Source organism: Pseudomonas sp. No.117 (assembly GCF_054558395.1).
In genome coordinates this window covers 1-24,127 of the sequence record NZ_BAAJNP010000010.1, presented here as the reverse complement: position 1 = coordinate 24,127, position 24,127 = coordinate 1, and the positions used below count along the sequence as shown (strand labels likewise).

Genomic DNA, 24,127 nt, shown 5'->3' with positions numbered 1-24,127 from the left:
AACGCGACGGTCTTTATTGTGTGTTGTGCTTCAAGGATCGGCGATTATCGAGTAACGTTCCAGTCCCATTGGGTGAAACGTTTCAGCTTTCTGTTGTCCGAGGGCTGTCACGCCTCTACCCGAAGCCCTGCCACGCCTGTTCGGGCGCGTTTGCAGGGTCGAGCGAGCCGGCAAGCATCTATTACAAGAAAGGCACGGCGCCAGGATCGGGCGCGCGGCGCCGGAGGTATCCTTCCATGTTCGAACTCAACGCCCAGCATATCCGCATGGCCCAGCAGGCGCCCGACAAGGCGACCGCCCTGGCCATGCTCGCCGAATCCCTGGTCGCCGATGGCCTGGTCGCCCCGGGTTATCTCGAGGGGCTCAAGGCCCGCGAGGCCCAGGGCTCCACCTACCTCGGCCAGGGTATCGCCATTCCCCACGGTACGCCCCAGACCCGCGACCAGGTGTTCGTCACCGGGGTGCGGATGATGCAGTTCCCCGAAGGGGTGGACTGGGGTGACGGGCAACTGACCTACCTGGCCATCGCCATCGCCGCCAAGTCCGACGAGCACCTGCGCATCCTGCAGCTGTTGACCCGTGCCCTGGGCGAGAGCGACCTGCAGCAGGCGCTGCGCGAGGCCCGCGAACCCCAGCAGATCCTCGACCTGCTGCAGGGCGCGCCCCAGGCCCTGGCGCTGGACGAAGAACTGGTCCAGCTGGCCATCGACGCCGAAGACCTGGAAGACCTGGCTTGGCAGGGCGCGCGCATGCTCAAGCACATGGAATGCGTCGGCGCCGGTTTCGCCGGTGCCCTGCAGGCCAGCCAGCCGCTGCCGCTGGGCGACGGCCTCTGGTGGTTGAACAGCGAGAGCGCGGTGAAGCGCCCCGGCCTGGCCTTCGTCACCCCGCTGCAGATCCTGCATTACCAGGACCAGCCGGTGCGCGGCCTGTTCTGCCTGGCCAGCCTGGGCGAGGGGCACCGCGCCCTGCTCGAACGCCTCTGCGACCTGCTGGTCGCCGGCCGTGGCCAGGAGCTGGCCCAGGCCACCTCGCGTCGCGCCGTGCTCGAAGCCCTGGGTGGCGAAGTGGCGCCCGACTGGCCCAGCGCCCAGGTGGTGCTGGCCAACGCCCACGGCCTGCATGCCCGTCCGGCCAAGGAGCTGGCGCGGCTGGCCAAGGCCTATGACGGCGAGATCCGCGTGCGGGTCGACGGTGGTGCCCCGGTCTCGGCCAAGAGCCTGTCGCGCCTGCTGGCCTTGGGCGCCCGTCGCGGCCAGACCCTGGAATTCCTGGTCGAACCCGGCACCCCGGCCGAGGCGGCCCTGAACGATCTGATCGGCGCGGTGCAGGCTGGACTCGGCGAAGAAGTCGAGCCGGTCACCGCCAGCGCCCCGGCCCCCGCTGGCGCCGCCCGGGTCACCGCCATCAGCCTGGTGGATCCGTCCGAACAACTGCCGCTGGCGCCGGGTGACTACGCCCAGGCGGTGGCCGCCGCACCGGGCCTGGCCGTGGGCCCGGCCCACGTAGTGGCGCCCCAGCAATTCGACTATCCCGCCACCGGCGAAGGGGCCGCGGCCGAGCGCCAGCGCCTGGACGTCGCCCTGGCCGCCGTGCGCGCCGACATCGAGGCGCTGATCGCCCGTAGCGAATCCAGTGCCTTGCGCGAGATCTTCCAGACCCACCTGGAAATGCTGGAAGATCCCGACATGCAGCAGGGCATCGCGGCCCGTCTCAAGGCCAATGCCAGTGCGGCAGCCGCCTGGGATGCCCAGATCGAGGAGGCGGCCAGCCAGCAGGAAGCCCTGCACGACAAGCTGCTCGCCGAGCGCGCCGCCGACCTGCGTGACGTCGGGCGCCGGGTATTGGCCCAACTCTGTGGCGTCGAAGCGGTCCGTGAACCCGAAGAACCCTATGTACTGGTGATGGACGAGGTCGGCCCCGGCGACGTAGCCCGCCTCGACCGCGAGCGGGTCTGCGGCATCCTCACCGCCCGCGGGGGCGCCAGCTCCCACAGCGCCATCGTCGCCCGCGCCCTGGGCATCCCGGCCATCGTCGGCGCCGGCCGGCGGGTGCTGGAGCTGGCGCCGCGCAGCGTACTGCTGCTGGACGGCGATAAGGGCACCCTGGAGATCGCCCCGGACGCCGCCCGGATCGAGGCCGTGCAGCGCGAGCGCGAGGTCCAGGCCGAGCGCCGCCGCGCCGCCGAAGCCCGTCGCTTTGACAGCGCCACCACCCGCGATGGCCATCAGGTCGAGATCGCGGTGAACCTGGGCGACACCGCCCAGGCCGCCGCCGCGGTGGAGCAGGGCGCCGAAGCCGTCGGCCTGCTGCGCACCGAGCTGGTGTTCATGAGCCACGATGCGGCGCCCGACGAGGCCGCCCAGGAGCAGGAATACCGCCGCGCCCTCGATGGCCTGGCCGGCAAGCCGCTGGTGGTGCGCACCCTGGACGTCGGCGGCGACAAGCCGCTGCCCTACCTGCCGCTGCCGCCGGAAGAGAATCCCTTCCTCGGCGTCCGCGGCATCCGCCTGACCCTGCGCCGTCCCGAGCTGCTGGAAACCCAGCTGCGCGCCCTGCTCAAGGCCGCCGATGGCCGGCCGCTGCGGATCATGTTCCCCATGATCGGGCGGGTCGAGGAGTGGCGCCAGGCGCGCGACATCCTCGACCGCCTGCGCCAGGAGATTCCCACCACCGACCTGCAGGTCGGCATCATGATCGAGGTGCCCTCGGCCGCCCTCCTGGCGCCGGTGCTGGCCCCGGAAGTGGACTTCTTCAGCGTTGGCACCAACGACCTCACCCAGTACACCCTGGCCATCGACCGCGGCCATCCGCTGCTGTCGGGCGAGGCCGACGGCCTGCATCCCAGCGTGCTGCGCCTGATCGACATGACGGTGCGCGCCGCCCATGCCCACGGCAAGTGGGTCGGCGTCTGCGGCGAGCTGGCCGCCGATCCGCTGGCGGTGCCGGTGCTGGTCGGCCTGGGGGTGGACGAGCTGTCGGTCTCGGCGCGCAGCGTGCCGCTGGTCAAGGCGCGGGTGCGCGAGCTGGAGCTGCGCCTGGTGCAGTCCTGCGCCGCGCGGGCCCTGGAGCTGGCCACCGCCGCCGAAGTCCGGCAGAGCGTGGAGGCCCTGTCATGAGCCGGATCCTCACCCTGACCCTCAACCCGGCGCTGGACCTCACCGTCCAGCTGCCCGAACTCAAGCCCGGTGCGGTGAACCGCAGCGAGGCGGTGATCGTCCATGCCGCCGGCAAGGGCCTTAACGTCGCCCAGGTGCTGGCGGACCTCGGCCATGAGCTGACGGTGAGCGGCTTCCTCGGTGCCGACAATGCGGCCGCCTTCGACGCCCTGTTCGCCCGTCGTGGTTTCACCGATGCCTTCGTCCGGGTCGCCGGCGAGACGCGCAGCAACCTCAAGCTGGCCGAGGCCGCTGGCCGCATCACCGACATCAACGGGCCGGGCCCGGAGGTGTCGGCCGCCGCCCAGCAGGAATTGCTGGAGACCCTCGACCGCATCGCCGCTGGCCATGATGCCGTGGTGGTGGCTGGCAGCCTGCCGCGTGGGGTAAGCCCCGAGTGGCTGGCCGCGCTGATCGGCCGGCTCAAGTCGCTGGGCCTGCCGGTGGCGCTGGACACCAGTGGTGCCGCCCTGCGCGCCGCCCTGGCCGCCGGTCCCTGGCTGATCAAGCCCAATACCGAGGAACTGGCCGAGGCCTGTGGCGCGCCCGCCGAGACCGCCACCGAGCAGGCCTTGCTGGTCGAGCAGCTGCGGGCCCTGGGCATCGAGCACTTGGTGATCTCCCAGGGCGCCGAGGGCGTGCGCTGGTATGGCGCCCAGACCCTGGAGGCGCAGCCGCCCAAGGTCACCGTGGCCAGCACCGTCGGCGCGGGGGATTCCCTGCTGGCCGGCATGCTGCACGGCCTGCTCACCGGCCAGACGCCGGAACGCACCCTGGCCACGGCCACCGCCATCGCCGCCCTGGCGGTCACCCAGATCGGCTTCGGCATCAATGATCCCGCGCGGCTCGCCACCTTCGAAGAGCAGGTGCGGGTGCGCATCCTTCCCGACTTTCCGCTAGAACAAGAATCAGGGGTAACCCCATGAACATCGCCATTGTCACGACCTGCCCGACCGGCATGGTCACCAGCGTGCTCAGCGCACGCCTGCTCGATGCCGCCGCCCAACGCCGTGGCTGGACCACCAGCGTCGAGATCCACGACGGTCCCGAGGCCACCTTGCTGACCGACGACCAGGTGGCCCGCGCCGAACTGGTGGTGGTGGTGCACACCGGCGCCGTCGACCTGTCGCGCTTCGTCGGCAAGCGGGTCTACCGCGCGGCCCCGGCCGAAGCCCTGCGCGATGTCGACGCCTTCCTGCAGCGCGCCGCCAGCGAGGCCAAGGTGCTCGAGCAGGCTCCGGCCGCCAGTGGCGCCGCGCCCAGTGCGCCCGCCAGCGCCAGCGAGACGCCGCGCCTGGTCGCCATCACCGCCTGCCCGACCGGCGTGGCCCATACCTTCATGGCCGCCGAAGCCCTGCAGAACGCCGCCAAGAAGCTCGGCTATCGCCTGCACCTGGAGACCCAGGGCTCGGTGGGTGCCCGCAATCCGCTACCGGCCGAGGCCATCCGCGACGCCGACGTGGTGCTGCTGGCCACCGACATTGAGGTCAACGTCGAGCGCTTCGCCGGCAAGCGCGTCTATCGCTGCGGCACCGGCGTGGCCCTCAAGCAACCCGAGGCGACGATCCGGAAGGCGCTGGCCGAGGGCGAGACCCTGGCCGGCAGCGCCGCGCCGGCAGCCGGGGAGGGCGCCAAGCCCGCCAAGAAGGAAGGTGCGGGGGTCTACAAGCACCTGCTCACCGGGGTGTCCTACATGCTGCCGATGGTGGTGGCGGGTGGCCTGCTGATCGCCCTGTCCTTCGTCTTCGGCATCGAGGCCTTCAAGGAACAGGGCACCCTGGCCGCGGCCCTGATGCAGATCGGCGGCGAATCGGCGTTCAAGCTGATGGTCCCGGTGCTGGCCGGCTACATCGCCTATTCCATCGCTGACCGTCCAGGCCTGGCGCCCGGCATGATCGGTGGCTGGCTGGCGGCCAGCCTGGGCAGCGGTTTCATCGGCGGCATCATCGCCGGTTTCCTGGCCGGCTACGTGGCCAAGGTCATCGCCCAGCACGTCAAGCTGCCGGCCAGCGTCGAGGCGCTCAAGCCGATCCTGATCATCCCGCTGTTCGCCAGCCTCATCGTCGGCCTGGTGATGATCTACCTGGTCGGCACCCCGGTGGCCGGCGCCCTGAGTCGGCTCACCGACTTCCTCAACAACCTGGGCACCAGCAACGCCGTGCTGCTCGGCCTGATCCTCGGCGCCATGATGTGCATCGACTTCGGCGGCCCGATCAACAAGGCCGCCTACGCCTTCACCGTCGGCCTGCTGGCGTCCAAGACCTATGGCCCCATGGCAGCCACCATGGCCGCCGGCATGGTGCCGCCCATCGGCATGGGCATCGCCACCCTCCTGGCGCGGCGCAAGTTCGCCCAGAGCGAGCGCGAGGCGGGCAAGGCGGCGTCGGTGCTGGGCCTGTGCTTCATCTCCGAAGGCGCCATTCCCTTCGCCGCCAAGGACCCGCTGCGGGTGATCCCGGCCAGCGTCATCGGCGGCGCCCTGACCGGCGCCCTGGTGATGCTGTTCAACTGCAAGCTGATGGCGCCCCACGGCGGCCTCTTCGTGCTGCTGATCCCCAACGCCATCAGCCATGCCTGGCTGTACCTGGCGGCCATCGCGGCCGGCAGCCTGGTGACCGGGGTCATCTACGCGGTACTCAAGCGTAACGAGGCCGCGACGGAGCTGGTTCCCGCCGCCTGACCCGGCTGCGGCAACTTTGCGGTAACAAGCGGTTACACTGGCAGGCTCTGGCCTTCCGGTGTAGCCGCCTCCCATGTCCGATCCCGTCTTTCCCGATACCGATCCCGAGGTCGCCGCCCGGCGCCGCCTGCACCTGCTGCGTCATCGTCGCCGTCGGCGGCTGCGCGAATGGCGCCAGCGGATCGCCTTCTGGGTCGGGGCGGTACTGGTAGGCCTGGCCGGCCTGGCCTTCGCCTGGCTGGCCGACGCCTCCTTCGGCCTCTTTCAGCAGCTGCTGCAGCACAGCGCCATCTGGCCCTGGCTGGTCACGCCCCTCGGCTTCGCCGGGCTGGTCTGGCTGACGCAAGGCGTGCTGCGCGATGCCCGTGGCAGCGGCATTCCCCAGGTCATCGCCACCCTCGAACGCCCCAAAGCGGACCTCCGAGCCCGGCTGCTGGCGCCACCCATCGCCCTGGCCAAGCTGCTGCTCACCGCTGGCGCCCTGCTGGTAGGCGGCTCGGTGGGGCGGGAAGGACCGACCGTGCACGTCGGCGCGGCGCTGCTCTATGGCTTCGGCAAGCGCCTCGGCCTGCATGGCCGCCGCACCCTGTCCGGACTCATCCTCGCCGGAGGCGCCGCAGGTATCGCCGCGGCCTTCAACACCCCGTTGGGCGGCGTGGTCTTCGCTATCGAGGAACTCACCCATACCTTCGAGCAGCGCTTCAGCGGCCTGGTGCTGACCGCCGTGCTGCTCGGCGGCATCGTCACCCTGGGGATCGTCGGGCCCTACAGCTACCTCGGCGCCCTGGACCTGCACCTGACCTGGGGCCTCGGCTGGGTCGGGGTCGCCGTGATCGGTGTCGTCGGCGGCCTGCTGGGCGGCTGCTATGGGCGCCTGGTGCTACCCACCGACCGGGGCTGGCTGGGCCGCCTGAACGCCTTGCGTCGGCAGCGACCGGTAGCCTTCGCCGCCGCGTGCGGACTGCTGCTGGCCGCGCTGGGGCTGTTCTCCGGCCAGCACGTGTTCGGCACCGGCTATGCCGAGACCCATGCCATCCTGGCGGGCGAACCCCTGACCGGCGGCGACTTCCTGCTGTGGAAATTCCTCGCCAACGTCGTCTCCTACCTGGCCGGGGTGCCGGGCGGCCTGTTCTCGCCCTCGCTGGCGGTGGGCGCCGCCCTGGGCCCCTGGCTGGTCGACTGGCTGCCGGGCATCAGCCTGCCGCAATGCGCCCTGCTGGGGCTGGCCGCCTACCTCGCCGGGGTCACCCGCACCCCGCTGACCGCTACCGTGATCACCCTGGAGCTGGCCCACAGCCCGGACATGGCGCTGCCGGTGCTGGCGGCCTGCCTGCTGGCCGCCGCCGTCTCCGGCTGGCTGATGCCGGTGCCGCTCTACCATGCGCTGTCGCAGCAGGTGCTGAACGCCCTGACGCCCCGCCGCGACTAGGCCCTGTACGAAAAATGCCTGCGCTCGGTGATGCTTCGTTGAAAAACGCTTCGGAATGCTCATTTACCACTCGTAAACTCCGCTTCCTCAGCGTTTTTCGCCTCGCCTGACCGTCGCTCGGCGACTTTTCGTACAGAGCCTAGGCCCTAGCGGCCGCCGCCGATATCCAGCAGGGCGCCGGTGGTGTAGGAGGCTTCGTCCGACAGCAGCCAGAGGATGCCGGCGGCGATCTCCTCGGCCTCGCCCGCACGCCCCAGCGGGGTGGTCACACCCAGGCGCTCGGCGCGCCCCGGCTGGCCGCCACTGGCGTGGATTTCGGTAAGGGTCACGCCGGGCCGCACCGCATTGACCCGCACCCCGTGCGGGCCGAGTTCCTTGGCCAGGCCCAGGGTCAGGGTGTCCAGCGCCGCCTTGCTGGCGGCATAGTCGACGTATTCGTTGGGCGAGCCCAGGCGCGCCGCGATGGAAGAGACATTGACGATGGCGCCACCGCGGCCGCCGCGCTCCCGCGACAGATGGCGAGCCGCCTCGCGGGCACAGAGAAAGGCGCCATAGACGTTGACCTCGAACATCCGTCGCAATCGCTCGGCGCTCATTTCCACCAGCGGCTGCGACTGATCGACGATCCCGGCATTGTTGACGAAGGCGTCCAGGCCGCCGAAGCGCTCCATCGTGCGCTCGAAGAGCGCCAGCACCTGGGCTTCGTCGGCCACGTCGCCGCGCAGCGCCAGGCCTTCCACGCCCAGCGCCTCGATCTCGGCCAGGGTGGCCTGGGCCGCGGCCTCGTCCTGGCGGTAGTTGAAGGCGACGTTCCAGCCGCGGGCGGCGGCGCCCAGCGCCGTGGCGCGGCCGATGCCGCGACTCGCGCCGGTGATGAGCAGGGTCTTGCGCATGTTGAAAACCTCGGTCTGGAGAGAAGGCAGGACTGACGTCTAACCGTCTGATTGGTCGAAAAAAGCTTGGACGTCCCGGCCGTTTCGCCTAAAAGTAAGGCAACGGCACGCACCGCATTTTCCGCGGCCACTTCGCGATCTGATTCCTAAGCGCTTGCAGAGGTCAATCCTGATGACGAGACCCCGCTTCATCTCGCCCAACGAAGTTTCCGCGCTCCGCACCAACATCCTCTCCAAGCTCACCTACGCCGTCGGCAAGGATCCCGACAACGCCCTCGACCACGATTGGTTCCAGGCCACCGCCCTGGCGGCGCGCGACTACATCGTCGACCGCTGGATGAGTCGTACCCGCGAGGCCTATCGCACCGGCCAGAAACGGGTCTACTACCTTTCCTTGGAATTCCTCATCGGCCGCCTGCTGATCGACAGCCTGTCCAACCTGGGCATCCTCGAGGAGACCCGCCGGGCGCTGGCCGATCTGGGCGTCGACCTGGAGCGCATCCGCGGCCTGGAACCGGACGCCGCCCTGGGCAACGGCGGTCTCGGCCGCCTGGCCGCCTGCTTCATGGAAAGCATGGCGACCCTGGGCATCGCCAGCCATGGCTATGGCATCCGCTACGAACACGGCCTGTTCCGCCAGGTGATCGCCGACGGCTTCCAGCTGGAGCAGCCGGAGAACTGGCTGGACTTCGGCAACCCCTGGGAATTCGAACGTGCCGAGGTGGTGTACGAGATCGGCTTCGGTGGCCATGTCGCGCCCTATGGCGAGGGTGACCCCCGGCGGCAGACTTGGACCCCGGGCGAGCGCATCCGCGCGGTGGCCTACGACACCCCGGTGATCGGCTGGGGCGGGGAGGGCGCTAACACCCTACGACTCTGGCGCGCCCGGCCGCTGGAGATCCTTCACCTGGAGACCTTCAACGCCGGCGACCACGTCGGCGCCGTGGCCAACGAGGCGCGGGCCGAGAGCATCTCGCGGGTACTCTATCCGGCCGACAGCAGCGAAGCCGGCCAGGAGTTGCGCCTGCGCCAGGAGTACTTCTTCGTCGCCGCCTCCCTGGCCGACCTGACCCGTCGCCATCTCAAGCAGCACAACGACCTGCTCAGCCTGCCCGAGCACGTCGCCATCCAGCTCAACGACACCCACCCGGCCATCGCCGTCGCCGAGCTGATGCGCCTGCTGGTGGACGTCCACGGCATTCCCTGGGACGCCGCCTGGAACACCACCGTCGGCACCCTCAGCTACACCAATCACACCCTGCTGCCGGAGGCCCTGGAAACCTGGCCGGTGCAGCTGATGGAGCGCTTGCTGCCGCGCCACATGCAGATCATCTACCTGATCAATGCCCAGTTCCTCGATTCCCTGCGGGCCCGCGGCGAGACCGACGGCGGCATGATCTCCTACGTCTCCCTGATCGACGAAAGCCAGGGCCGCCGGGTACGCATGGGCAACCTGGCCTTCCTCGGCTCCCACAGCACCAACGGGGTGTCCGGGCTGCACACCGACCTGATGCGCAAGACGGTCTTCCGCTCGTTGCATCGGCTCTACCCGGAGCGGATCAACAACAAGACCAACGGCATCACCTTCCGCCGCTGGCTGCACCAGGCCAATCCGGCGCTCACCGACCTGCTGGTGGATACCCTCGGCCAGGGCGTGCTGCACGATCCCGAGAAGACCCTGCCGCAGCTCAAGCCCTATGCCAACGACAGCACCTTCCGCGAGCGCTTCGCCCTGCAGCGCCAGCGCAACAAGGACACCTTCGCCACCCTGGTCAGGCAGCGGCTGGAGATCGATCTCGACCCCAGTGCGTTGTTCGACGTCCAGATCAAGCGGATCCACGAGTACAAGCGTCAGCTGATGAACCTGCTGCAGACCATCGCGCTGTACCAGGCCATCCGCGACAACCCCAATGGCGACTGGACGCCGCGGGTCAAGATTTTCGCCGGCAAGGCCGCGGCCAGCTACCACCAGGCCAAGCTGATCATCAAGCTGGCCAACGACGTGGCCAAGGTGGTCAACAGCGACCCCCTGACCCGTGACCTGCTCAAGGTGGTCTTCCTGCCAAACTACAACGTCAGCCTGGCCGAGGTGATGATCCCGGCGGCGGACCTGTCCGAGCAGATCTCCACCGCCGGCATGGAAGCCTCGGGTACCAGCAACATGAAGTTCGGCCTCAACGGCGCCCTGACCATCGGCACCCTGGATGGCGCCAACGTCGAGATGTGCGAGCTGATCGGTGCCGAGCACATGTTCATCTTCGGCCTCAAGGCGGCCGAGGTGGAGGAACGCCAGCGCAGCGGCGGCATCTCCTCGGACATCATCGAGAATTCGCCGCGGCTGTCCCAGGTGCTGGCCGGTCTACGGGGTGGCCAGTTCTCGCCCGAGGATCCGGCGCGCTACAACAGCCTGCTGGACGTCCTGACCTGGCACGACCGCTTCCTGGTCTGCGCCGACTTCGACGCCTACTGGGACGCCCAGCGCCAGGTCGAGACCCGCTGGCAGCAGCCGGACAAGTGGTGGCAATCGGCGGTGATCAACACCGCCAGCATGGGCTGGTTCTCCTCGGACCGCACCATCCGCGAATACGCCACGGAGATCTGGAAGGCGTTGTAGTTGAATGCGCTGCGCAGCCATTGCGGCGATAGACCCTAGGTTGGGTTGAGACGGCTCCCTCGTCTAAGCCCAACATTGCCGGTCCCGAGGCGATGCTGGGCTTCGCTGTGCTCAGCCGACCTGCGGTTGCCGGTAGGTTGGGTTGAGACGGCTCTATCGTCGAAGCCCAACACTGCCAGCCCCAAGGTGATGCTGGGCTTCGCTACGCTCAACCCAACCTACGCCGGCCGGCCATGGCCGCGATCAACTACCCCCGATTGAGAACCCACGCCTTCCACGCCGTCTACATCCTTGCAGCATCCGCCCCACAAGCCCTGATCTGGAGCCCCCATGCCCCGTACCTTCACCCGCCTCGAAGCGGGCAGCCCTGTTCACTACGGTGCCACCGTCGTCGACGACGGGATCAACTTCGCCGTCTGGTCGCCCGCCGCCGAGGCCGTCGAACTCTGCCTCTACGACGCCAAGGGTGAAGCCGAGACCCAGCGCCTGGTCTTTCGCGAACATGAAGGCGGCGTCTGGCATGGCTTCCTCCCCGGCGCCAAGCCGGGTCTGAGATACGGCCTGCGCGCCCAGGGCGCCTATCGGCCCCAAGACGGCCTCAGGTTCAATGCCAACAAATTGCTGGTAGATCCCTGGGCCCTGGCGGTGGATCGGCCCTTCCAACTCCATCCCAGCACCTACGGCTTCCATCCCGACGCCCCCAATCGTGCGGACGAGCGCGACAGCGGCGCCCATGTACCCAAGGCCATCGTCCTGCCACCGCTGGACAGTCTCGTGCCCAGCCCCAAGGCCCGCGACGCCGGGCTGATCTACGAACTGCACGTGCGCGGCCAGACCAAGCTCCACCCCGAGGTCCCGGCCCGCCAACGCGGGACCCTGGCCGCCCTGCGCCATCCGGCGCTGATCGAGCACTGGCAGCGCCTCGGCGTCACCACCCTGGAGCTGCTGCCCATCGCCGCCTGGGCCGACGACCGCCACCTGCCGGCCCTGGGGCTGGCCAACTACTGGGGCTATAACCCGGTGGTGATGGCTGCCGTCGATCCGCGCCTGGCGGGGGGCGATGCCCTGGGCGAGTTGCGCGAGACGGTGGCCACCCTGCAGGGGGCCGGCTTCGAGGTGCTCCTCGACGTGGTCTTCAATCACACCGGCGAAGGTGACGAACTCGGTCCCACCTTCAACCTGCGCGGCCTGGACAATGCAGGCTATTACCGGCTGCAGCCGGACGATCCGGCGCGCTACATCAACGACATGGGCTGCGGCAATTGCCTGGCGCTCTACAGCCCGCCAGCGCTGCGCCTGACCCTGGACAGCCTGCGCCACTGGGTCACCGCCGCGGGCGTCGATGGCTTTCGCTTCGACCTGGCCCCCGCTCTAGGCCGGTTGGAAAGCGGCTTCGACCGCGATGCGCCCTTGCTCCAGGCCCTGGCCCAGGACCCGGTGCTGCGCCAGGTGCGGCTGGTGGCCGAACCCTGGGACATAGGGCCCAGTGGGCATCAAGTCGGCGCCTTCCGCGCACCCTGGCAGGAGTGGAACGATGCCTTCCGCGACGACGTGCGCCGCTTCTGGCGCGGCGACGAAGGCCTGCGCGGCGCCCTGGCCACGCGCCTGGCCGGCAGCGCCGACCTGTTCGGCGCGGGTGATCGCCTGCTGCGCACCAGCGTCAACTTCATCACCGCCCACGATGGTTTTACCCTGGCCGATCTGGTCAGCTACGCCGAGAAGCACAACGAGGCCAACGGCGAAGGCAATCGCGACGGCACCACCGACAACAAGAGCTGGAACAACGGCGTGGAAGGGCCGAGCGACGACCCCGCAGTGCAGGAAGCTCGCGCCGCCGACCAGCGCGCCCTACTGGCGACCCTGATCCTGGCCGGGGGCGCACCCATGCTCACCGCCGGCGACGAATTCGGTCGCACCCAGCAGGGCAACAACAATGCCTATGTGCAGGACAATGAATTGTCCTGGCTGGACTGGCAGCAGGCCGCCAGCCCAGCTGGGCAGCAGCAGAGCGCCTTCGTCGGCCAACTCATGGCGCTGCGCCAGGAACTACCGGCCCTGCAGGCGCAGCGGCTGCTCGGGCGCCCCGATCCCCGCGGCTGGGTCAGGATCGAATGGCTCGATGCCGACGGTGCGCCGATGGACGACGGCCGCTGGCAGGCCGGGGGCAGCCTGCCGCTTGCCCTCACCCTGGAGCCCCTCGACGCAGCGGATCAGCCTCAGGCCGCACGGATCTGGCTGGCCTTCCAGCCGCGGCGGGAGGAAATCGAGCTGCGCCTGCCGCCGTCACGTGACGGACATCACTGGGTGATACAGCTGGACAGCCGCCAGCCTGAACTGGAACCCGACTCGGCAGTCTATCCCAGCGCCGAAAATCTCCGTGTGGGCCGAGGCGTACTGCTGGCCATGGAGACCTCGAGCGTGCGCTAGGCGTACGTTCCCTGTCGGCCGCCGCTGCCCAGCGCCTCGTCGCCCGGATGACGAAGCCTGGAATCGGCACTGGCTGGCAGACCTGGCCTGACGGTCCGCTCTGCTTGAGACGGAGCTTGAGCTTTGGCGCTACACTCGCGCCCATCATTACAAGGAGCACCGCGATGTCCCGGATATCCCTCAGTCGTTACCTCATCGAGCAGACCCGCAGCCACAAGACCCCGGCCGACCTGCGCTTCCTCATCGAAGTCGTGGCGCGGGCGTGCAAGCGCATCAGCTACGAGGTGTCCAAGGGGGCGCTGGGTGGCGTACTCGGCAGCATGGGCACCGAGAACGTCCAGGGCGAGGTGCAGAAGAAGCTGGACGTACTGTCCAACGAGATCCTGCTGGAAGCCAACGAATGGGGCGGCACCCTGGCCGGCATGGCCTCCGAGGAAATGGACCAGGTCCACCAGATTCCCGGTCACTACCCCAAGGGTGCCTACCTGCTGATGTTCGATCCCCTGGACGGCTCGTCCAACATCGACGTCAACGTTTCCGTCGGCACCATCTTCTCCATCCTGCGCAAGGACTTCGTCAGCAGCACCACCGGTGACGTGACCGAAGAAGCCTTCATGCAGAAGGGTACCGAGCAGGTCGCCGCCGGCTACGCCATCTACGGTCCCCAGACCATGCTGGTGCTGACCCTGGGCGATGGCGTCAAGGGCTTCACCCTGGATCGCGAGCTGGGCAGCTTCGTGCTGACCCATGAAGACATCACCATCCCCGAGAGCACCGCCGAATTCGCCATCAACATGTCCAACCAGCGCCACTGGGAAGCCCCGGTCAAGCGCTACGTGGATGAGCTGCTGGCCGGCAAGGAAGGCCCCCTGGGCAAGAACTACAACATGCGCTGGATCGCCTCCATGGTAGCCGACGTCCATCGCATTCTCACCCGTGGCGGTCTGTTCATGTACCCCCGCGACGCTCGCGAGCCGGAAAAGCCCGGCAAGCTGCGGCTGATGTACGAGGCCAATCCCATGGCCATGCTGGTCGAGCAGGCCGGGGGTGCGGCCACCAACGGCCACCAGCGCATCCTCGACGTCCAGCCCGACGGCCTGCACCAGCGGGTGGCAGTGTTCCTGGGCTCCAAGGAGGAAGTGCTGCGCGTGACCGAGTACCACCGTCAGCGTTGATCCTCGCCTGCCGGGCCGCCTGCAACGGGCGGCCTGGTCGCTGCTCAGGTCGTCCTGACGTTCAGCTTCGATTCAGTCCCCTTAATCCGTCGCTAACCTGCCGCCCCGGAAGATGGCCAGGCAGCCGGTCGGGCTGTATTCGAATCGCGTGAGGATCTTCCACCATGAATGCCCTGAAATCCCGTGTCGTCCTCTTTGGTCTGCTGGCTGTGGCCAGCCACTCGGTCTTCGCTGCCGATACGCAGAACTTTGCCGGCCTCACCTACGGCAGGAGCTACGACAACTTCGACAACAGTCACGCACTCAATGGCAACCTGAATAGCCCCGACACCGACGGTGCCATCGACGGCAACAACACCTGGGGCCTGCGCCTCGGCCAGCAGAACGATGCCGGTCGCTACTACGCTACCCTCGACCAGGCCAGTGGCAGCAGCGATGGCATAAAGCTCCGCCAGCAAGACCTCACCGGCAGCTACGACGCCTTCTACCCGCTGAGCGACAGCACCAGGCTGTTCGGCGGCGGCACCCTCGGCCTGACACGGGTCACCCAGGACGGCTCCAGCTATAGCCACAACGGCGATACCGGCTACCTGGCCGGGGTCCAGGCGGGCATCCTGCAGCAGGTCAACCAGCGCACCTCGCTGGAGGCCGGCTATCGCTACCTGCGCAGTAACGCCAAGCCGGACATCGACCAGGACGGCACCAAGCTCGGCTCGACTCAACTCGACAGCACCAAGGAAATCTACCTGGGCATGAACGTCTATTTCTAGGACGTACCGGGGCGGTGCAGGCCGCCCCTCTTGCTAGCCGTAGGGATCGAGACCGGAAAAGACCGCCACCAGGGCGACGGCACCGATACCCAGGGCGATCTCCACGGCGGTGGCCCGTCGCAGCCACAGCAGCGCACGGGGTCCGTGAGCGAGTCGCGGCACCAGCCCATAGCGATTGAGCAACGCCAGCCCGACCATCCCCGCCACCACCAGCACCTTGCCCAGCAGCAGCCCCGAGTAGGGCGTCAGTTGGAAGATCTTCTCAGGCCCGAGAATCAACAGGCTGTTGAGCGCGCCAGTGGACAGCGCCAGTGCCACACACATTTGACCCGGCAGCGAGTAGCTGCGCAGCAGGTCGCGGACCTCGGCCTTCAACGTCGCAGGTGGTCGCTGCAGACAGAGCAGCACGCCGGGCAGGCTGCCCAGCCAAAGGCCGCTGCTCAACAGGTGCAGCCCTTGATTCAGCGGGTGCGCGATACCCAGGGCGCCCGCCGTCGCCGCCGCATGGCCGCCCAGCGCCAGGCTGGCCAGCAGGGTGCCACTCAGGCCCCAGAGCACAGCACAGCCCCGGTTGAAGGTGCCGGCCAGCAGCCACAGTGCCACCAGCGCACCCAGGGGGAGCTGCCAGCGCCAGGCCTGTCCCGCGTCGGTGGCCATGAAGAGTCGCCAGACCGCCAGGTTGAAGGCGTCCGTCCAGCCATCGCCCACCAGCGCAGCCTGCACCGGCAACTGCGCGACGACGCCGAGCAGCAGGAGGGCACCCAACGCCCGCGCGCTCCCTCGCGCCCGCCCCAGCAGCCAGGCACGCAACCCTGGTCGCGCGAGCCAGAGCGCCAGTGCCAGGTAGCCCCAGGTCAGCAGCAGCGGCAGCAGGAGCAGGACGCGGGTGAGCGGACGCCAGGCCTCGGGCGTCGCCAGTCCGCCGTCAAACACGGGAAGACTTACTGGACGCTGAAGCGATAATCGCCCTGGGTCTTGTGTCCGTCCTTGGCCAGCACGCGCCATTTCACCTGGTAGCGCCCAGGTTGGAGCGGCGCCTCCAGCGGCACCTCCAGGGTGCTGGCGTCGGTACCGGAAATCACCTTGCCGGTGGTGATCGCCGTGCTCGCCTGACCCTCCAGACGTTGCAGCTGCACCTGACTCAGCGCAGCCTCGATGCCCTCGGAAAAGGTCAGGCTCAGCTGCTTGGGGGCCTGACTGCTGGTGCTGTCGGGCGCCGGCTCGGCATTCTTCAGATGACCATGGGCCAGCGCCAGGCCCGGTAACAGCAGGCAGGCCAGGGCGAGCGAACGGGCGCGAGACAGGACGGCAGGCATGAGCTTCTCCAGCGGCAGGGTAAAAACCGCCAGCTTAGCAGTCCGTGCGGGTCTCGTCCTTGGCCCGCTCTGCCGCCCGCGCCGCGCATTCCACGAAGGTGCGGGCGGTGCAGGTGCGGCAGACCTCCGGGTCCAGGCGCGGATAGATGCTGCGCAAGGCCTGGTCCTTGGACGAGAACACATGGCCTTCGCCCAGTTCCTGGAGGAAGCCGGTCTTGGCGAACAGCTGCAGCACCGGGGTGCGCGGCCGGTGGAAATAGAGGTCGCCGCCCAGGGCGCGTCGCTCGCGGCCTTCACGGCGCCAGAGATCGTTGCCCGCCAGGTCGATGAAATTCATGCTCTTGGTCATGAACAGCGCATGCTTCTGGCCCGGCTGGGCGCGCCGAAAGCCGTCCAGTTGATCGCCGACATGGGGCACCGCGCCGAAGAACACCGATCCCTCCACCCGCACCAGCTTGAGCTGCGGACACTCCCGCGCCGGCTGTCCCAGTTCGTCCAGCGGGGTGAAGCGGCGCTCGGGTGTGCTCGGATCCGGCACCAGCGGGCGGATCGCCGGATGGGAGGTGCGATAGAGATAGGCCACCAGGGACACCAGGGTGCCCAGCAGCACGGCGCGGTCCAGCGGGATGGTCAGGGTCGCCAGGAAGGTCACCCCGGCCACCAGCGCCTCGGTGCGGCTGACCCGCAGCACCTCACGCCAGCGGCCCAGGTCCAGCAGGCCGCGCGCCACCAGCAGCAGGGTCGCGGCGATGGCCGCCAAAGGAATGGCCGCGATCAACTCGCCGCCGAAGGCGACCAGGGCCACTACCAGCAAGGCGGCGAACACCGCCGCCAGTGGGGTCCGCGCACCGGCTTCGAAATTGGGCATGGAGCGGTTCAGCGACCCGCAGGAGACATAGGCCGAAAAGCAGCCGCCGACCAGGTTGGCCAGGCCCTGGCCGCGGAATTCACGGTTGACGTCCAGGCGCTGCCCGGAGCGCTGGGCCACCGCCTTGGCGATCGACAGCGACTGCCCGAGGGCCACCAGGGTCAGGGCCACGGCGATCCCCGAAAGATTGCCCAGGTCCTGCAGGGTGACGTCTGGCAGGTGAAAGGGCGGCAGGGCCGAAGGGATGCGGCCGACCGTGGCGATACCCTGGGCCGCACCGGGCAGGCTGCGCTCCAGGACCCAAGCGCACAGGCAACCGGCCAGCAGACCCAGCAGCATGGTCGGCCAGCGCGGTCGCAGGCGGCGCAGCAGCAGGGTGGCGACCAGGGTCGCCAGGCCGATGACCAGCGACGGCCAGTGGATCGCCAGGGGATGGGCGAGCCCATAGCCCAGCACACCGAAGGCGGAGGTACCCAGGGGCGGCGACAGGCCGAGCAGGTCCTTGAGCGAATAGAGACCGATGAGCACGGCGGCGCCGCTCATGAAGCCGAGCAGCACCGAGGGCGAGATGAAGTTGGCCACCGCGCCGAGGCGCAGGGCGCCCACCGTCAATTGCAGCAGGCCGACCAGCAGGGTCACGGCCAGGGCCAGATCGATGTAGGGGCCGGAGCCCGCCAGCGCCAGCGGCGACAGCGCGGCCAGCAGGGCCAGGGAGTTGGCGTTGGTCGGCCCGGTCACCACATGGCGACTGGAGCCCGCCAGGGCGGCAACGATGCAGGGCACCACCGCGCCATAGACGCCGTATTGCGGAGGCAGTCCGGCCAGGGTGGCGAAGGCGACGCCCTGCGGCAGCGCCAGTACCGCCCCCAGCAGGCCCGCGCCGAGGTCCGCCTTCAGGGTGGTGCGGTCCACCTCGCGGAGCCAGGGCAGCAGGGTGGCGAGGGCGGGCATGGGGGGCTCCAGCAGGAAGGGTCGCCCACTCTACCCATTCCGTGCGCCGGCCGGCTACCGGGGACCCGGCGTTCACGGTCTCCGTCGCGACGTCGGCGTATGCTCATTTCTTCACCAGTCGCTGCCAGCCCGGTCCCCGTGGCGCTCTGGTGACTTCATGCACGGGTTATCCACACCACTGTGCACGGCCCCTGTGGGTAACCAGGCGCTAGCCGTCGTGGCTGTTGGCGGCGATGCGATGGATCGCCAGGTCGGCGCCCTGGTATTCCTCTTCCTGGCTCAGGCGCAGCCCCAGCACCGCCTTGAGCAGTCCGTAGACAGCCAACCCGCCGACCAGCGCGATGGCGATGCCCAGCGCCGTGCCGGCGAGCTGTGCCAGCAGGCTCACGCCACCCAGGCCGCCCAGGGCGGTCTGGCCGAACAGCCCGCAGGCGATGCCGCCCCAGGCCCCGCAGAGTCCGTGCAGGGGCCAGACGCCCAGGACGTCGTCCAGCTTCCAGCGCGTCTGTACCGCGGTGAAGGCCCAGACGAACAGGGCGCCCGCCACCAGGCCGGTAAGCAGCGCGGCGATGGGGTGCATGAGGTCGGAGCCGGCGCAGATGGCGACCAGTCCGGCCAGCGGGCCGTTGTGCAGGAAGCCCGGGTCGTTGCGCCCCAGCAGCAGGGCCGCGAGCGTCCCGCCGACCATGGCCATCAGGGAGTTCAGTGCCACCAGGCCACTGACGCCCGCCAGGCTCTGGGCGCTCATCACGTTGAAGCCGAACCAGCCGACGATCAGGATCCAGGAGCCCAGCGCCAGGAAGGGAATGTTCGACGGTGGAAAGGCCACCAGCCGGCCCTCGCGATAACGCCCCTGGCGCGGGCCCAGCAGCATCACCGCCGCCAGCGCCAGCCAGCCGCCCACCGCGTGCACCACCACCGAGCCGGCGAAATCATGGAAGCGCGCGCCGAACAGTCGTTCGATGCCGTCCTGCAGGCCGAGGTTGTTGTTCCACATCAAGCCTTCGAAGCAGGGATAGACGAAGGCCACGATCAGGGCGGTGGCGCACAGCTGTGGGACGAAGCGGGCACGTTCGGCGATCCCCCCGGAGATGATCGCCGGAATGGCCGCGGCGAAGGTCGCCAGGAAGAAGAATTTCACCAGGGCGTAGCCGCTGTCGGCGGTCAGCACCTGGGCGGGCGCGAGGAAGGTCACGCCATAGGCGATCCAATAACCGATGAAGAAATACACCAGGGTGGAGATGGCGAAATCGGCAAGGATCTTGGAAAGGGCATTCACCTGATTCTTGTGCCTGACCGTGCCGGCCTCGAGAAAGGCGAAGCCGGCATGCATGGCCAGCACCATCACGGCGCCCAGCAGCAGGAACAGGGTATTGGCACTGTGGACCAGGGTGGCCACGGCGGAGGGCAGTTCGTTCATCAAGGCAGTCGTCTGAAAGGGTTGCACCAAAAACATGCCATGTGGCTGCTCGTTGCTCGATTTTAGGGCGATACGCAGCTCTTCGGCAGGTCCAGTCATGCCGCCAAGCAACCCTGCAACGCATCAAGGACGGGAAAGTGCGCCAAGGCGGTGCGGATCGTGCAGGCGTGCACCGCCAGACAGCAAAGGTCGTGCCGCTAGTGCCCTTGCAGGACGATCCGGCCGCTGCTCAGATTCGCCAGCAGCCTGGCCACCTCGTCTCGCCGCTGCGGCTCCAGCGCGATCCGCAGGGCGATTTCCAGGGCCTGATAGTCTTCCTCGAGCACCACCACCGCCAAGGCCGCCAGCCGCGCCTTGATCAGCGGCCATTCGGCATAGGTGCAGGCGAAGCCATAGTCCTGGCGCAGCACCAGCGGCTGTCTGTCCGCCTGCTGCAGGCAGCGGGCGGCGCAACCGCCATAGGCACGCACCAGGCCACCGGTCCCCAGCTTGATGCCGCCGTACCAGCGGATCACCACCACCACCGTCTGGTCGCAGTCCTGCCCTTCGATGGCGGCCAGGATGGGGCGGCCGGCCGTCCCCCCGGGCTCGCCATCGTCATTGAAGCGGTACTGGTTGCCGAGCTTCCAGGCCCAGCAGTTGTGTGTCGCGGTGGGCACGCTCACCCGCTCGATGAAGGCCAGGGCGGCGTCCACGCTGGTGACCGGCGCGGCCAGGGCGAGAAAACGGCTCTTGCGCACCTCTTCTTCCCAGGAAGCCTCCTGGATCAGGGTGAACGTCATGGTACCTGCAGACCCAATCCCTTGAGGACGATGTGGGTGAGGGTCTGGGAGGCTTCCTCGAAATCCTGCCGGGTCAGGCGCTTGCGTCCCGTCACCTGGCAGATCTGGCTGGCGAAGTCGGCGTAGTGCTGGGTGCTGCTCCACAGCAGGAAGATCAGATGGACCGGATCCACCGGATCCATCTTGCCGGCAGCGATCCAGGCTTCGAAGACCGCGGCCCGGCTGCGGAACCAGGTCTGGTAGTCCTGGTTGAAATACTCGTACAGGCAGTTGCCGCCGCCGATGATCTCCATGGCGAAGATCCGCGAGGCCAGCGGCTGGCGCCGCGAGAATTCCAGCTTGGCACGGATATAACGGCCGAGGGCCTCGGCGGGATCGTCATCCACGGTCAGGTGGTTGAAGGTGCTGTCCCACAGGTCGAGGATATTGCCCAGCACGGCCATGTAGAGGCCGAGCTTGTTGTTGAAGTAATAGTGGAGGTTGGCCTTGGGCAGCCCGACGCGTTGCGCGATGGTGTTCATGCTGGTGCCCTTGAAGCCGTGGCGGGCGAATTCCTCCTCCGCCGCCTTCAGGATCGACTCTTCGTTCTGCTGCCGGATGCGACCGGCCGGCTTGTCCTGGCCGGCGTAATGGGCGGGTACGAGAAGGGTCATGTCAACTGCAGGATCCGAAGGCGCGGCAGGCATCAATAGCGCACCCCCGGCCTCGGACACAAGACCTCTTTCAAGGGTGGGAGGCTGGCGAGGGGCTTTCGGCCGCTGGCACAGTGCGCTCCTCGGGCAGTAGCAGGTTGAGCAGGATGGCGGTGAGACCGCCGCTGGTGATCGCCGTATCGAAGAGATTCTTCACCAGGGGCGGCAACTGATCCAGCAGCGTCGGCTGGCTGGCGATACCCAGGCCTACCCCCAGCGAGGTGGCGATGATCAGCAGGCTGCGGCGATCCAGGCTGCAGTGCGCCAGCAGACGGATACCGGCCGCGGCCACGCTGCCGAACAGCACCAGGGTCGCCCCGCCCAGTACTGGTTTGGGAATTTGCTGCAGGATGGCGCCCAGCACCGGGAACAGCCCCAGCACCAGCAGGATGCCGCCGATCCAGTAGCCGACGTAGCGGCTGGCCACGCCGGTCAGCTGGATCACCCCGTTGTTCTGGGCGAAGGTGGTGCTGGGAAAGGTATTGAAGGTGGCCGCCAGCAGGCAGGCGACACCATCGCCGAGGACCCCGCTGCGGAGCCGCCTTATATAGTCCGGCCCTTCGATGGGTTGCCGGGAGATCAGGCAGTTGGCGGTCAGGTCGCCGGTGGTCTCTATGGTGCTGATGACATAGATCAGCGCGACCGGCAGGAAGGCCGACCAATCGAAATGGAAACCGAAATGGAAGGGGAGGGGTACGCTTACCAGCGGCAGGGACGGCAGCGGCTGGGGCTTCAGCAGTCCGCAGGCCCAGGCCGCCAGTGAGCCCACCAGCAGGCCGATCACCACCGCCGATAGGCGGAGCCACGGACGTCGCGACAGATTCAGGGCAATGATGATGATCAGCACCAGGCTACCCAGTGCCAGGTTGGCCGGTGCGCCGAAGTTGGCAGCCTTGGCTCCGCCACCCAGGTCGGTGATGCCTACCCTGATCAGGCTGATGCCGATCAGGGTGATCACGATACCGGTCACCAGGGGCGTGATCACCCGGCGCAACAATCCCAGGCAGCGACTCAGGCCGATCTGCACGAAGGCACCGAAGAAGCACACGCCGAAGATCATCGCCAGGATGTCCTCCGGCGAACCCCCGCGCTGCTTGACCAGCATCCCCGCCGCCAGCACTGCCGACAGGAAGGCGAAGCTGGTGCCCTGCAGGCAGATCATGCCCGCCCCCAGGCCGCCCTTTCCCCGGGCCTGCAGGAAGGTGCCGACGCCCGACACCATCAGCCCCATGCTGATCAGGTAGGGCAGGTGCTCCTGCAAGCCCAGCGCGCCGGCGATGATCAACGGGGGCGTGATGATCCCCACGAAGCTCGCCAGCACGTGCTGCAGGGCGGCGCAGAAGGCGGCGAGGGGCGCTGGGCGCTCTTCCAGGCCATAGAGAAGATCGTCCCGGAGGGGGGTGGTCATGGGTGGTTACCTCACATCGGCTCTGCCGGTATGGACGGCAGGTGCAGGACCGCAGGGGATCCTGGGCGCTTTAGAACTGATACTTCACCAGGAAGCTGAAGACGCTCTGGTCGGTACGGAAACCTTCGCTGTCCTTGATGCCGTACTTGTCCGACCAGTAGTCGTACTCGGTACCCACATAAAGATGCTTGGCCTCGTAGCCCATCGCCTTGCCCAGGTCGTACTTGACCTGCGGATTGAAGTGCAGGTTGGCGTGGTAGCTGCCCTTGTTGTTCATCACCCAGTCCATGTAACCGTCGATGAGCAGATCCGAATTGCCCAGGGGCAGGGTATAGGCCCATACCGGCGTCAGCTGCCAGGCACCCGAGGGCGCGCTGCCGCCATCCGGCTTGCGGTAATAGAGGTTGAGCTGGAAGTAGTCGAAGCCCGGCACCTTGAGATCGAAGCCAGGGCCGACCAGGTAGTTGCGCTGGTCGCGACCGGCGCCGCGGCCATCGTTCTGGTCGTATTCCAAAGTCGTGGCCAGCAGTACATCGCTGACCGGTCCGAAGGACAGGTCCTTGCCCGACAGCTTGCCGAACGACAGTCGCGGACTGACCTCGCCATAGAAGCCCTGATGGCCATCGCTGGCATTGGTCGCCCCGTTGAACCAGATGCTGTCGACGAACAGGAAGAGATCACCCCAGGTCCAGGAACTGGCGTGCTCGAAGGTGACGGTCTGCTGGATACGTGGATCGACCCGGAAATCCTTGCCATATAGATAGGTGAGGCTTTCGCCGTGCCACAGCAACGGGCTATCCGCGGCATTGGCCACGCCGGTGGCCAGCAGACTGCTCGTCAGTAGCGCGGTGGTGAGGGTTTTACGCATGTCGGCTCCTAAGGTGCTTTCTCGTTATGGTCAGATCCCCGCCGTGCTCAGCAAAATTGGCGCCAACCACGAGCGGGCGGGAAAAATAGTTATTTTTCAATGATTTGTATAAGGCTTCCGCCCGATTCGGGATTTTTGCCCGGCGCAGAACCTGACCACTCGCTCAGTTTTTGGGCGTCAGGGAGGCCTGCCACGGGCCTGTGCTTCGAAACGGAGCGCGCGCGGCCGGGCAGTGCTAAGGTGCTTACGATCTGGAGGACACAGCCATGAAGTTGCTTATCGGTTTTCTGCTGGGGCTGCTCGGTAGCTCTGCCGCCTTGGCCCAGGTACCCCAGGGTGGGACGGGGCAGCCGGGCATCCTCATGATCACCCGCGGTGATGCCTACTCAGGTTCGGGCTGCGATATCGGTCTGGTGATCCAGGGGCGTCTCGCCGGTACCCTGATGGCGGGACAGAGCGCCTCCTTCAATCTGCCCCCGGGCGAAGTCGCCGTCAGCCTCACCTCGTCCGGTCCCGGCGCCTGCGCCGCCCCCATGGCCAGCAGCGTGTCCCAGTCCATCCTGCTGGCGCCCGGCGAGATCAAGCAGTACCGGATCATAGGGACGGAGGCGGGCTATCGCCTGGCCCCGACACCCCTTTATTGAAGAATCTTGAAATAACCTGTTGACGCCCTCCG

18 protein-coding genes are annotated in these 24,127 nt (G+C 67.9%); 9 read left to right on the top strand and 9 right to left on the bottom strand.

All coding sequences use genetic code 11. From position 1 onward, the window contains the following. The first annotated feature begins 236 nt into the window (after positions 1-236). The 4 genes from ptsP (at position 237) to ACYJP6_RS22700 (ending at position 7,267) form a co-directional block, all read left to right on the top strand. The gene (ptsP, locus tag ACYJP6_RS22715; RefSeq protein WP_459478110.1) at positions 237-3,119 is read left to right on the top strand and encodes a phosphoenolpyruvate--protein phosphotransferase; all 2,883 of its coding nucleotides are present in this window, start codon (positions 237-239) and stop codon (positions 3,117-3,119) included. Beyond that, positions 3,116-4,084 carry a 1-phosphofructokinase gene (gene pfkB / locus ACYJP6_RS22710; protein ID WP_459478108.1) on the top strand — a complete coding sequence of 323 codons (969 nt, stop codon included), beginning with the start codon at positions 3,116-3,118 and terminating at the stop codon, positions 4,082-4,084. The genes ptsP and pfkB overlap by 4 nt, the downstream gene beginning before the upstream one ends. Then, positions 4,081-5,838, top strand: coding sequence for a PTS fructose-like transporter subunit IIB (locus tag ACYJP6_RS22705; RefSeq protein ID WP_459478106.1), 1,758 nt, complete (start codon positions 4,081-4,083; stop codon positions 5,836-5,838). Before pfkB ends, ACYJP6_RS22705 begins: the two co-directional genes overlap by 4 nt. Before the next feature lie 73 nt (positions 5,839-5,911). Further along, positions 5,912-7,267: a chloride channel protein gene (locus tag ACYJP6_RS22700; protein WP_459478104.1), complete on the top strand. Its 1,356-nt coding sequence runs from the start codon at positions 5,912-5,914 to the stop codon at positions 7,265-7,267. Between the two features lie 146 nt (positions 7,268-7,413). On the opposite strand, the gene ACYJP6_RS22695 is transcribed toward ACYJP6_RS22700, so the two are convergent. Then, complete coding sequence (locus ACYJP6_RS22695; protein ID WP_459478102.1) at positions 7,414-8,160, bottom strand: SDR family oxidoreductase; 747 nt, start codon at positions 8,158-8,160, stop codon at positions 7,414-7,416. A 172-nt stretch (positions 8,161-8,332) separates the two neighbouring features. Between ACYJP6_RS22695 and ACYJP6_RS22690 the strand changes: the two genes are divergently transcribed. The 4 genes from ACYJP6_RS22690 (at position 8,333) to ACYJP6_RS22675 (ending at position 15,146) form a co-directional block, all read left to right on the top strand. Next, a complete protein-coding gene (locus ACYJP6_RS22690; protein WP_459478100.1) occupies positions 8,333-10,774 on the top strand; it encodes a glycogen/starch/alpha-glucan phosphorylase in 2,442 nt (813 codons plus the stop codon). Positions 10,775-11,104: 330 nt separating this feature from the next. Next, positions 11,105-13,201 carry a glycogen debranching protein GlgX gene (gene glgX / locus ACYJP6_RS22685; RefSeq protein WP_459478098.1) on the top strand — a complete coding sequence of 699 codons (2,097 nt, stop codon included), beginning with the start codon at positions 11,105-11,107 and terminating at the stop codon, positions 13,199-13,201. Between the two features lie 164 nt (positions 13,202-13,365). Beyond that, positions 13,366-14,376 (top strand): class 1 fructose-bisphosphatase, encoded by a 1,011-nt coding sequence (locus ACYJP6_RS22680; RefSeq protein WP_145007265.1) that lies wholly within the window; start codon positions 13,366-13,368, stop codon positions 14,374-14,376. Between the two features lie 164 nt (positions 14,377-14,540). Continuing rightward, positions 14,541-15,146 (top strand): hypothetical protein, encoded by a 606-nt coding sequence (locus ACYJP6_RS22675; protein WP_459478096.1) that lies wholly within the window; start codon positions 14,541-14,543, stop codon positions 15,144-15,146. 33 nt (positions 15,147-15,179) lie between these two features. Here the strand turns inward: ACYJP6_RS22675 and copD are convergent, their stop codons facing one another. From copD to ACYJP6_RS22635, 8 genes are all read right to left on the bottom strand, one after another. Further along, positions 15,180-16,079: a copper homeostasis membrane protein CopD gene (copD, locus tag ACYJP6_RS22670; RefSeq protein ID WP_459478094.1), complete on the bottom strand. Its 900-nt coding sequence runs from the start codon at positions 16,077-16,079 to the stop codon at positions 15,180-15,182. 8 nt (positions 16,080-16,087) lie between these two features. Continuing rightward, positions 16,088-16,462, bottom strand: coding sequence for a copper homeostasis periplasmic binding protein CopC (gene copC / locus ACYJP6_RS22665; RefSeq protein WP_459478092.1), 375 nt, complete (start codon positions 16,460-16,462; stop codon positions 16,088-16,090). A 34-nt stretch (positions 16,463-16,496) separates the two neighbouring features. Continuing rightward, positions 16,497-18,281 (bottom strand): SulP family inorganic anion transporter, encoded by a 1,785-nt coding sequence (locus ACYJP6_RS22660; protein ID WP_459478090.1) that lies wholly within the window; start codon positions 18,279-18,281, stop codon positions 16,497-16,499. A gap of 208 nt (positions 18,282-18,489) precedes the next feature. Further along, on the bottom strand, positions 18,490-19,701 hold the full coding sequence (locus ACYJP6_RS22655; RefSeq protein WP_459478088.1) for an ammonium transporter: 1,212 nt from the start codon (positions 19,699-19,701) through the stop codon (positions 18,490-18,492). A 197-nt stretch (positions 19,702-19,898) separates the two neighbouring features. Next, a complete protein-coding gene (locus tag ACYJP6_RS22650; RefSeq protein WP_459478086.1) occupies positions 19,899-20,483 on the bottom strand; it encodes an IMPACT family protein in 585 nt (194 codons plus the stop codon). After that, the gene (locus tag ACYJP6_RS22645) at positions 20,480-21,136 is read right to left on the bottom strand and encodes a TetR/AcrR family transcriptional regulator (RefSeq protein ID WP_145007274.1); all 657 of its coding nucleotides are present in this window, start codon (positions 21,134-21,136) and stop codon (positions 20,480-20,482) included. Before ACYJP6_RS22645 ends, ACYJP6_RS22650 begins: the two co-directional genes overlap by 4 nt. A gap of 70 nt (positions 21,137-21,206) precedes the next feature. Continuing rightward, a complete protein-coding gene (locus ACYJP6_RS22640) occupies positions 21,207-22,583 on the bottom strand; it encodes a nucleobase:cation symporter-2 family protein (RefSeq protein ID WP_459478084.1) in 1,377 nt (458 codons plus the stop codon). 70 nt (positions 22,584-22,653) lie between these two features. Next, entirely contained in the window at positions 22,654-23,451 is a 798-nt protein-coding gene (locus ACYJP6_RS22635; protein WP_459478082.1) for an outer membrane protein OmpK, read from the bottom strand. A 266-nt stretch (positions 23,452-23,717) separates the two neighbouring features. Between ACYJP6_RS22635 and ACYJP6_RS22630 the strand changes: the two genes are divergently transcribed. Beyond that, positions 23,718-24,095: a hypothetical protein gene (locus ACYJP6_RS22630; RefSeq protein ID WP_459478080.1), complete on the top strand. Its 378-nt coding sequence runs from the start codon at positions 23,718-23,720 to the stop codon at positions 24,093-24,095. Positions 24,096-24,127 lie beyond the last annotated feature (32 nt).

What these genes read in the sequence shown, in the direction of transcription:
- ACYJP6_RS22635 (WP_459478082.1), bottom strand. Translation starts at nt 23,451, where the DNA reads ATGCGTAAAACCCTCACCACCGCGCTACTGACGAGCAGTCTGCTGGCC.
- ACYJP6_RS22655 (WP_459478088.1), bottom strand. Translation starts at nt 19,701, where the DNA reads ATGAACGAACTGCCCTCCGCCGTGGCCACCCTGGTCCACAGTGCCAAT.
- ACYJP6_RS22700 (WP_459478104.1), top strand. Translation starts at nt 5,912, where the DNA reads ATGTCCGATCCCGTCTTTCCCGATACCGATCCCGAGGTCGCCGCCCGG.
- ACYJP6_RS22695 (WP_459478102.1), bottom strand. Translation starts at nt 8,160, where the DNA reads ATGCGCAAGACCCTGCTCATCACCGGCGCGAGTCGCGGCATCGGCCGC.
- ptsP (WP_459478110.1), top strand. Translation starts at nt 237, where the DNA reads ATGTTCGAACTCAACGCCCAGCATATCCGCATGGCCCAGCAGGCGCCC.
- copC (WP_459478092.1), bottom strand. Translation starts at nt 16,462, where the DNA reads ATGCCTGCCGTCCTGTCTCGCGCCCGTTCGCTCGCCCTGGCCTGCCTG.
- ACYJP6_RS22630 (WP_459478080.1), top strand. Translation starts at nt 23,718, where the DNA reads ATGAAGTTGCTTATCGGTTTTCTGCTGGGGCTGCTCGGTAGCTCTGCC.
- ACYJP6_RS22705 (WP_459478106.1), top strand. Translation starts at nt 4,081, where the DNA reads ATGAACATCGCCATTGTCACGACCTGCCCGACCGGCATGGTCACCAGC.
- ACYJP6_RS22660 (WP_459478090.1), bottom strand. Translation starts at nt 18,281, where the DNA reads ATGCCCGCCCTCGCCACCCTGCTGCCCTGGCTCCGCGAGGTGGACCGC.
- ACYJP6_RS22690 (WP_459478100.1), top strand. Translation starts at nt 8,333, where the DNA reads ATGACGAGACCCCGCTTCATCTCGCCCAACGAAGTTTCCGCGCTCCGC.
- ACYJP6_RS22680 (WP_145007265.1), top strand. Translation starts at nt 13,366, where the DNA reads ATGTCCCGGATATCCCTCAGTCGTTACCTCATCGAGCAGACCCGCAGC.
- ACYJP6_RS22645 (WP_145007274.1), bottom strand. Translation starts at nt 21,136, where the DNA reads ATGACCCTTCTCGTACCCGCCCATTACGCCGGCCAGGACAAGCCGGCC.
- ACYJP6_RS22650 (WP_459478086.1), bottom strand. Translation starts at nt 20,483, where the DNA reads ATGACGTTCACCCTGATCCAGGAGGCTTCCTGGGAAGAAGAGGTGCGC.
- pfkB (WP_459478108.1), top strand. Translation starts at nt 3,116, where the DNA reads ATGAGCCGGATCCTCACCCTGACCCTCAACCCGGCGCTGGACCTCACC.
- ACYJP6_RS22675 (WP_459478096.1), top strand. Translation starts at nt 14,541, where the DNA reads ATGAATGCCCTGAAATCCCGTGTCGTCCTCTTTGGTCTGCTGGCTGTG.
- glgX (WP_459478098.1), top strand. Translation starts at nt 11,105, where the DNA reads ATGCCCCGTACCTTCACCCGCCTCGAAGCGGGCAGCCCTGTTCACTAC.
- ACYJP6_RS22640 (WP_459478084.1), bottom strand. Translation starts at nt 22,583, where the DNA reads ATGACCACCCCCCTCCGGGACGATCTTCTCTATGGCCTGGAAGAGCGC.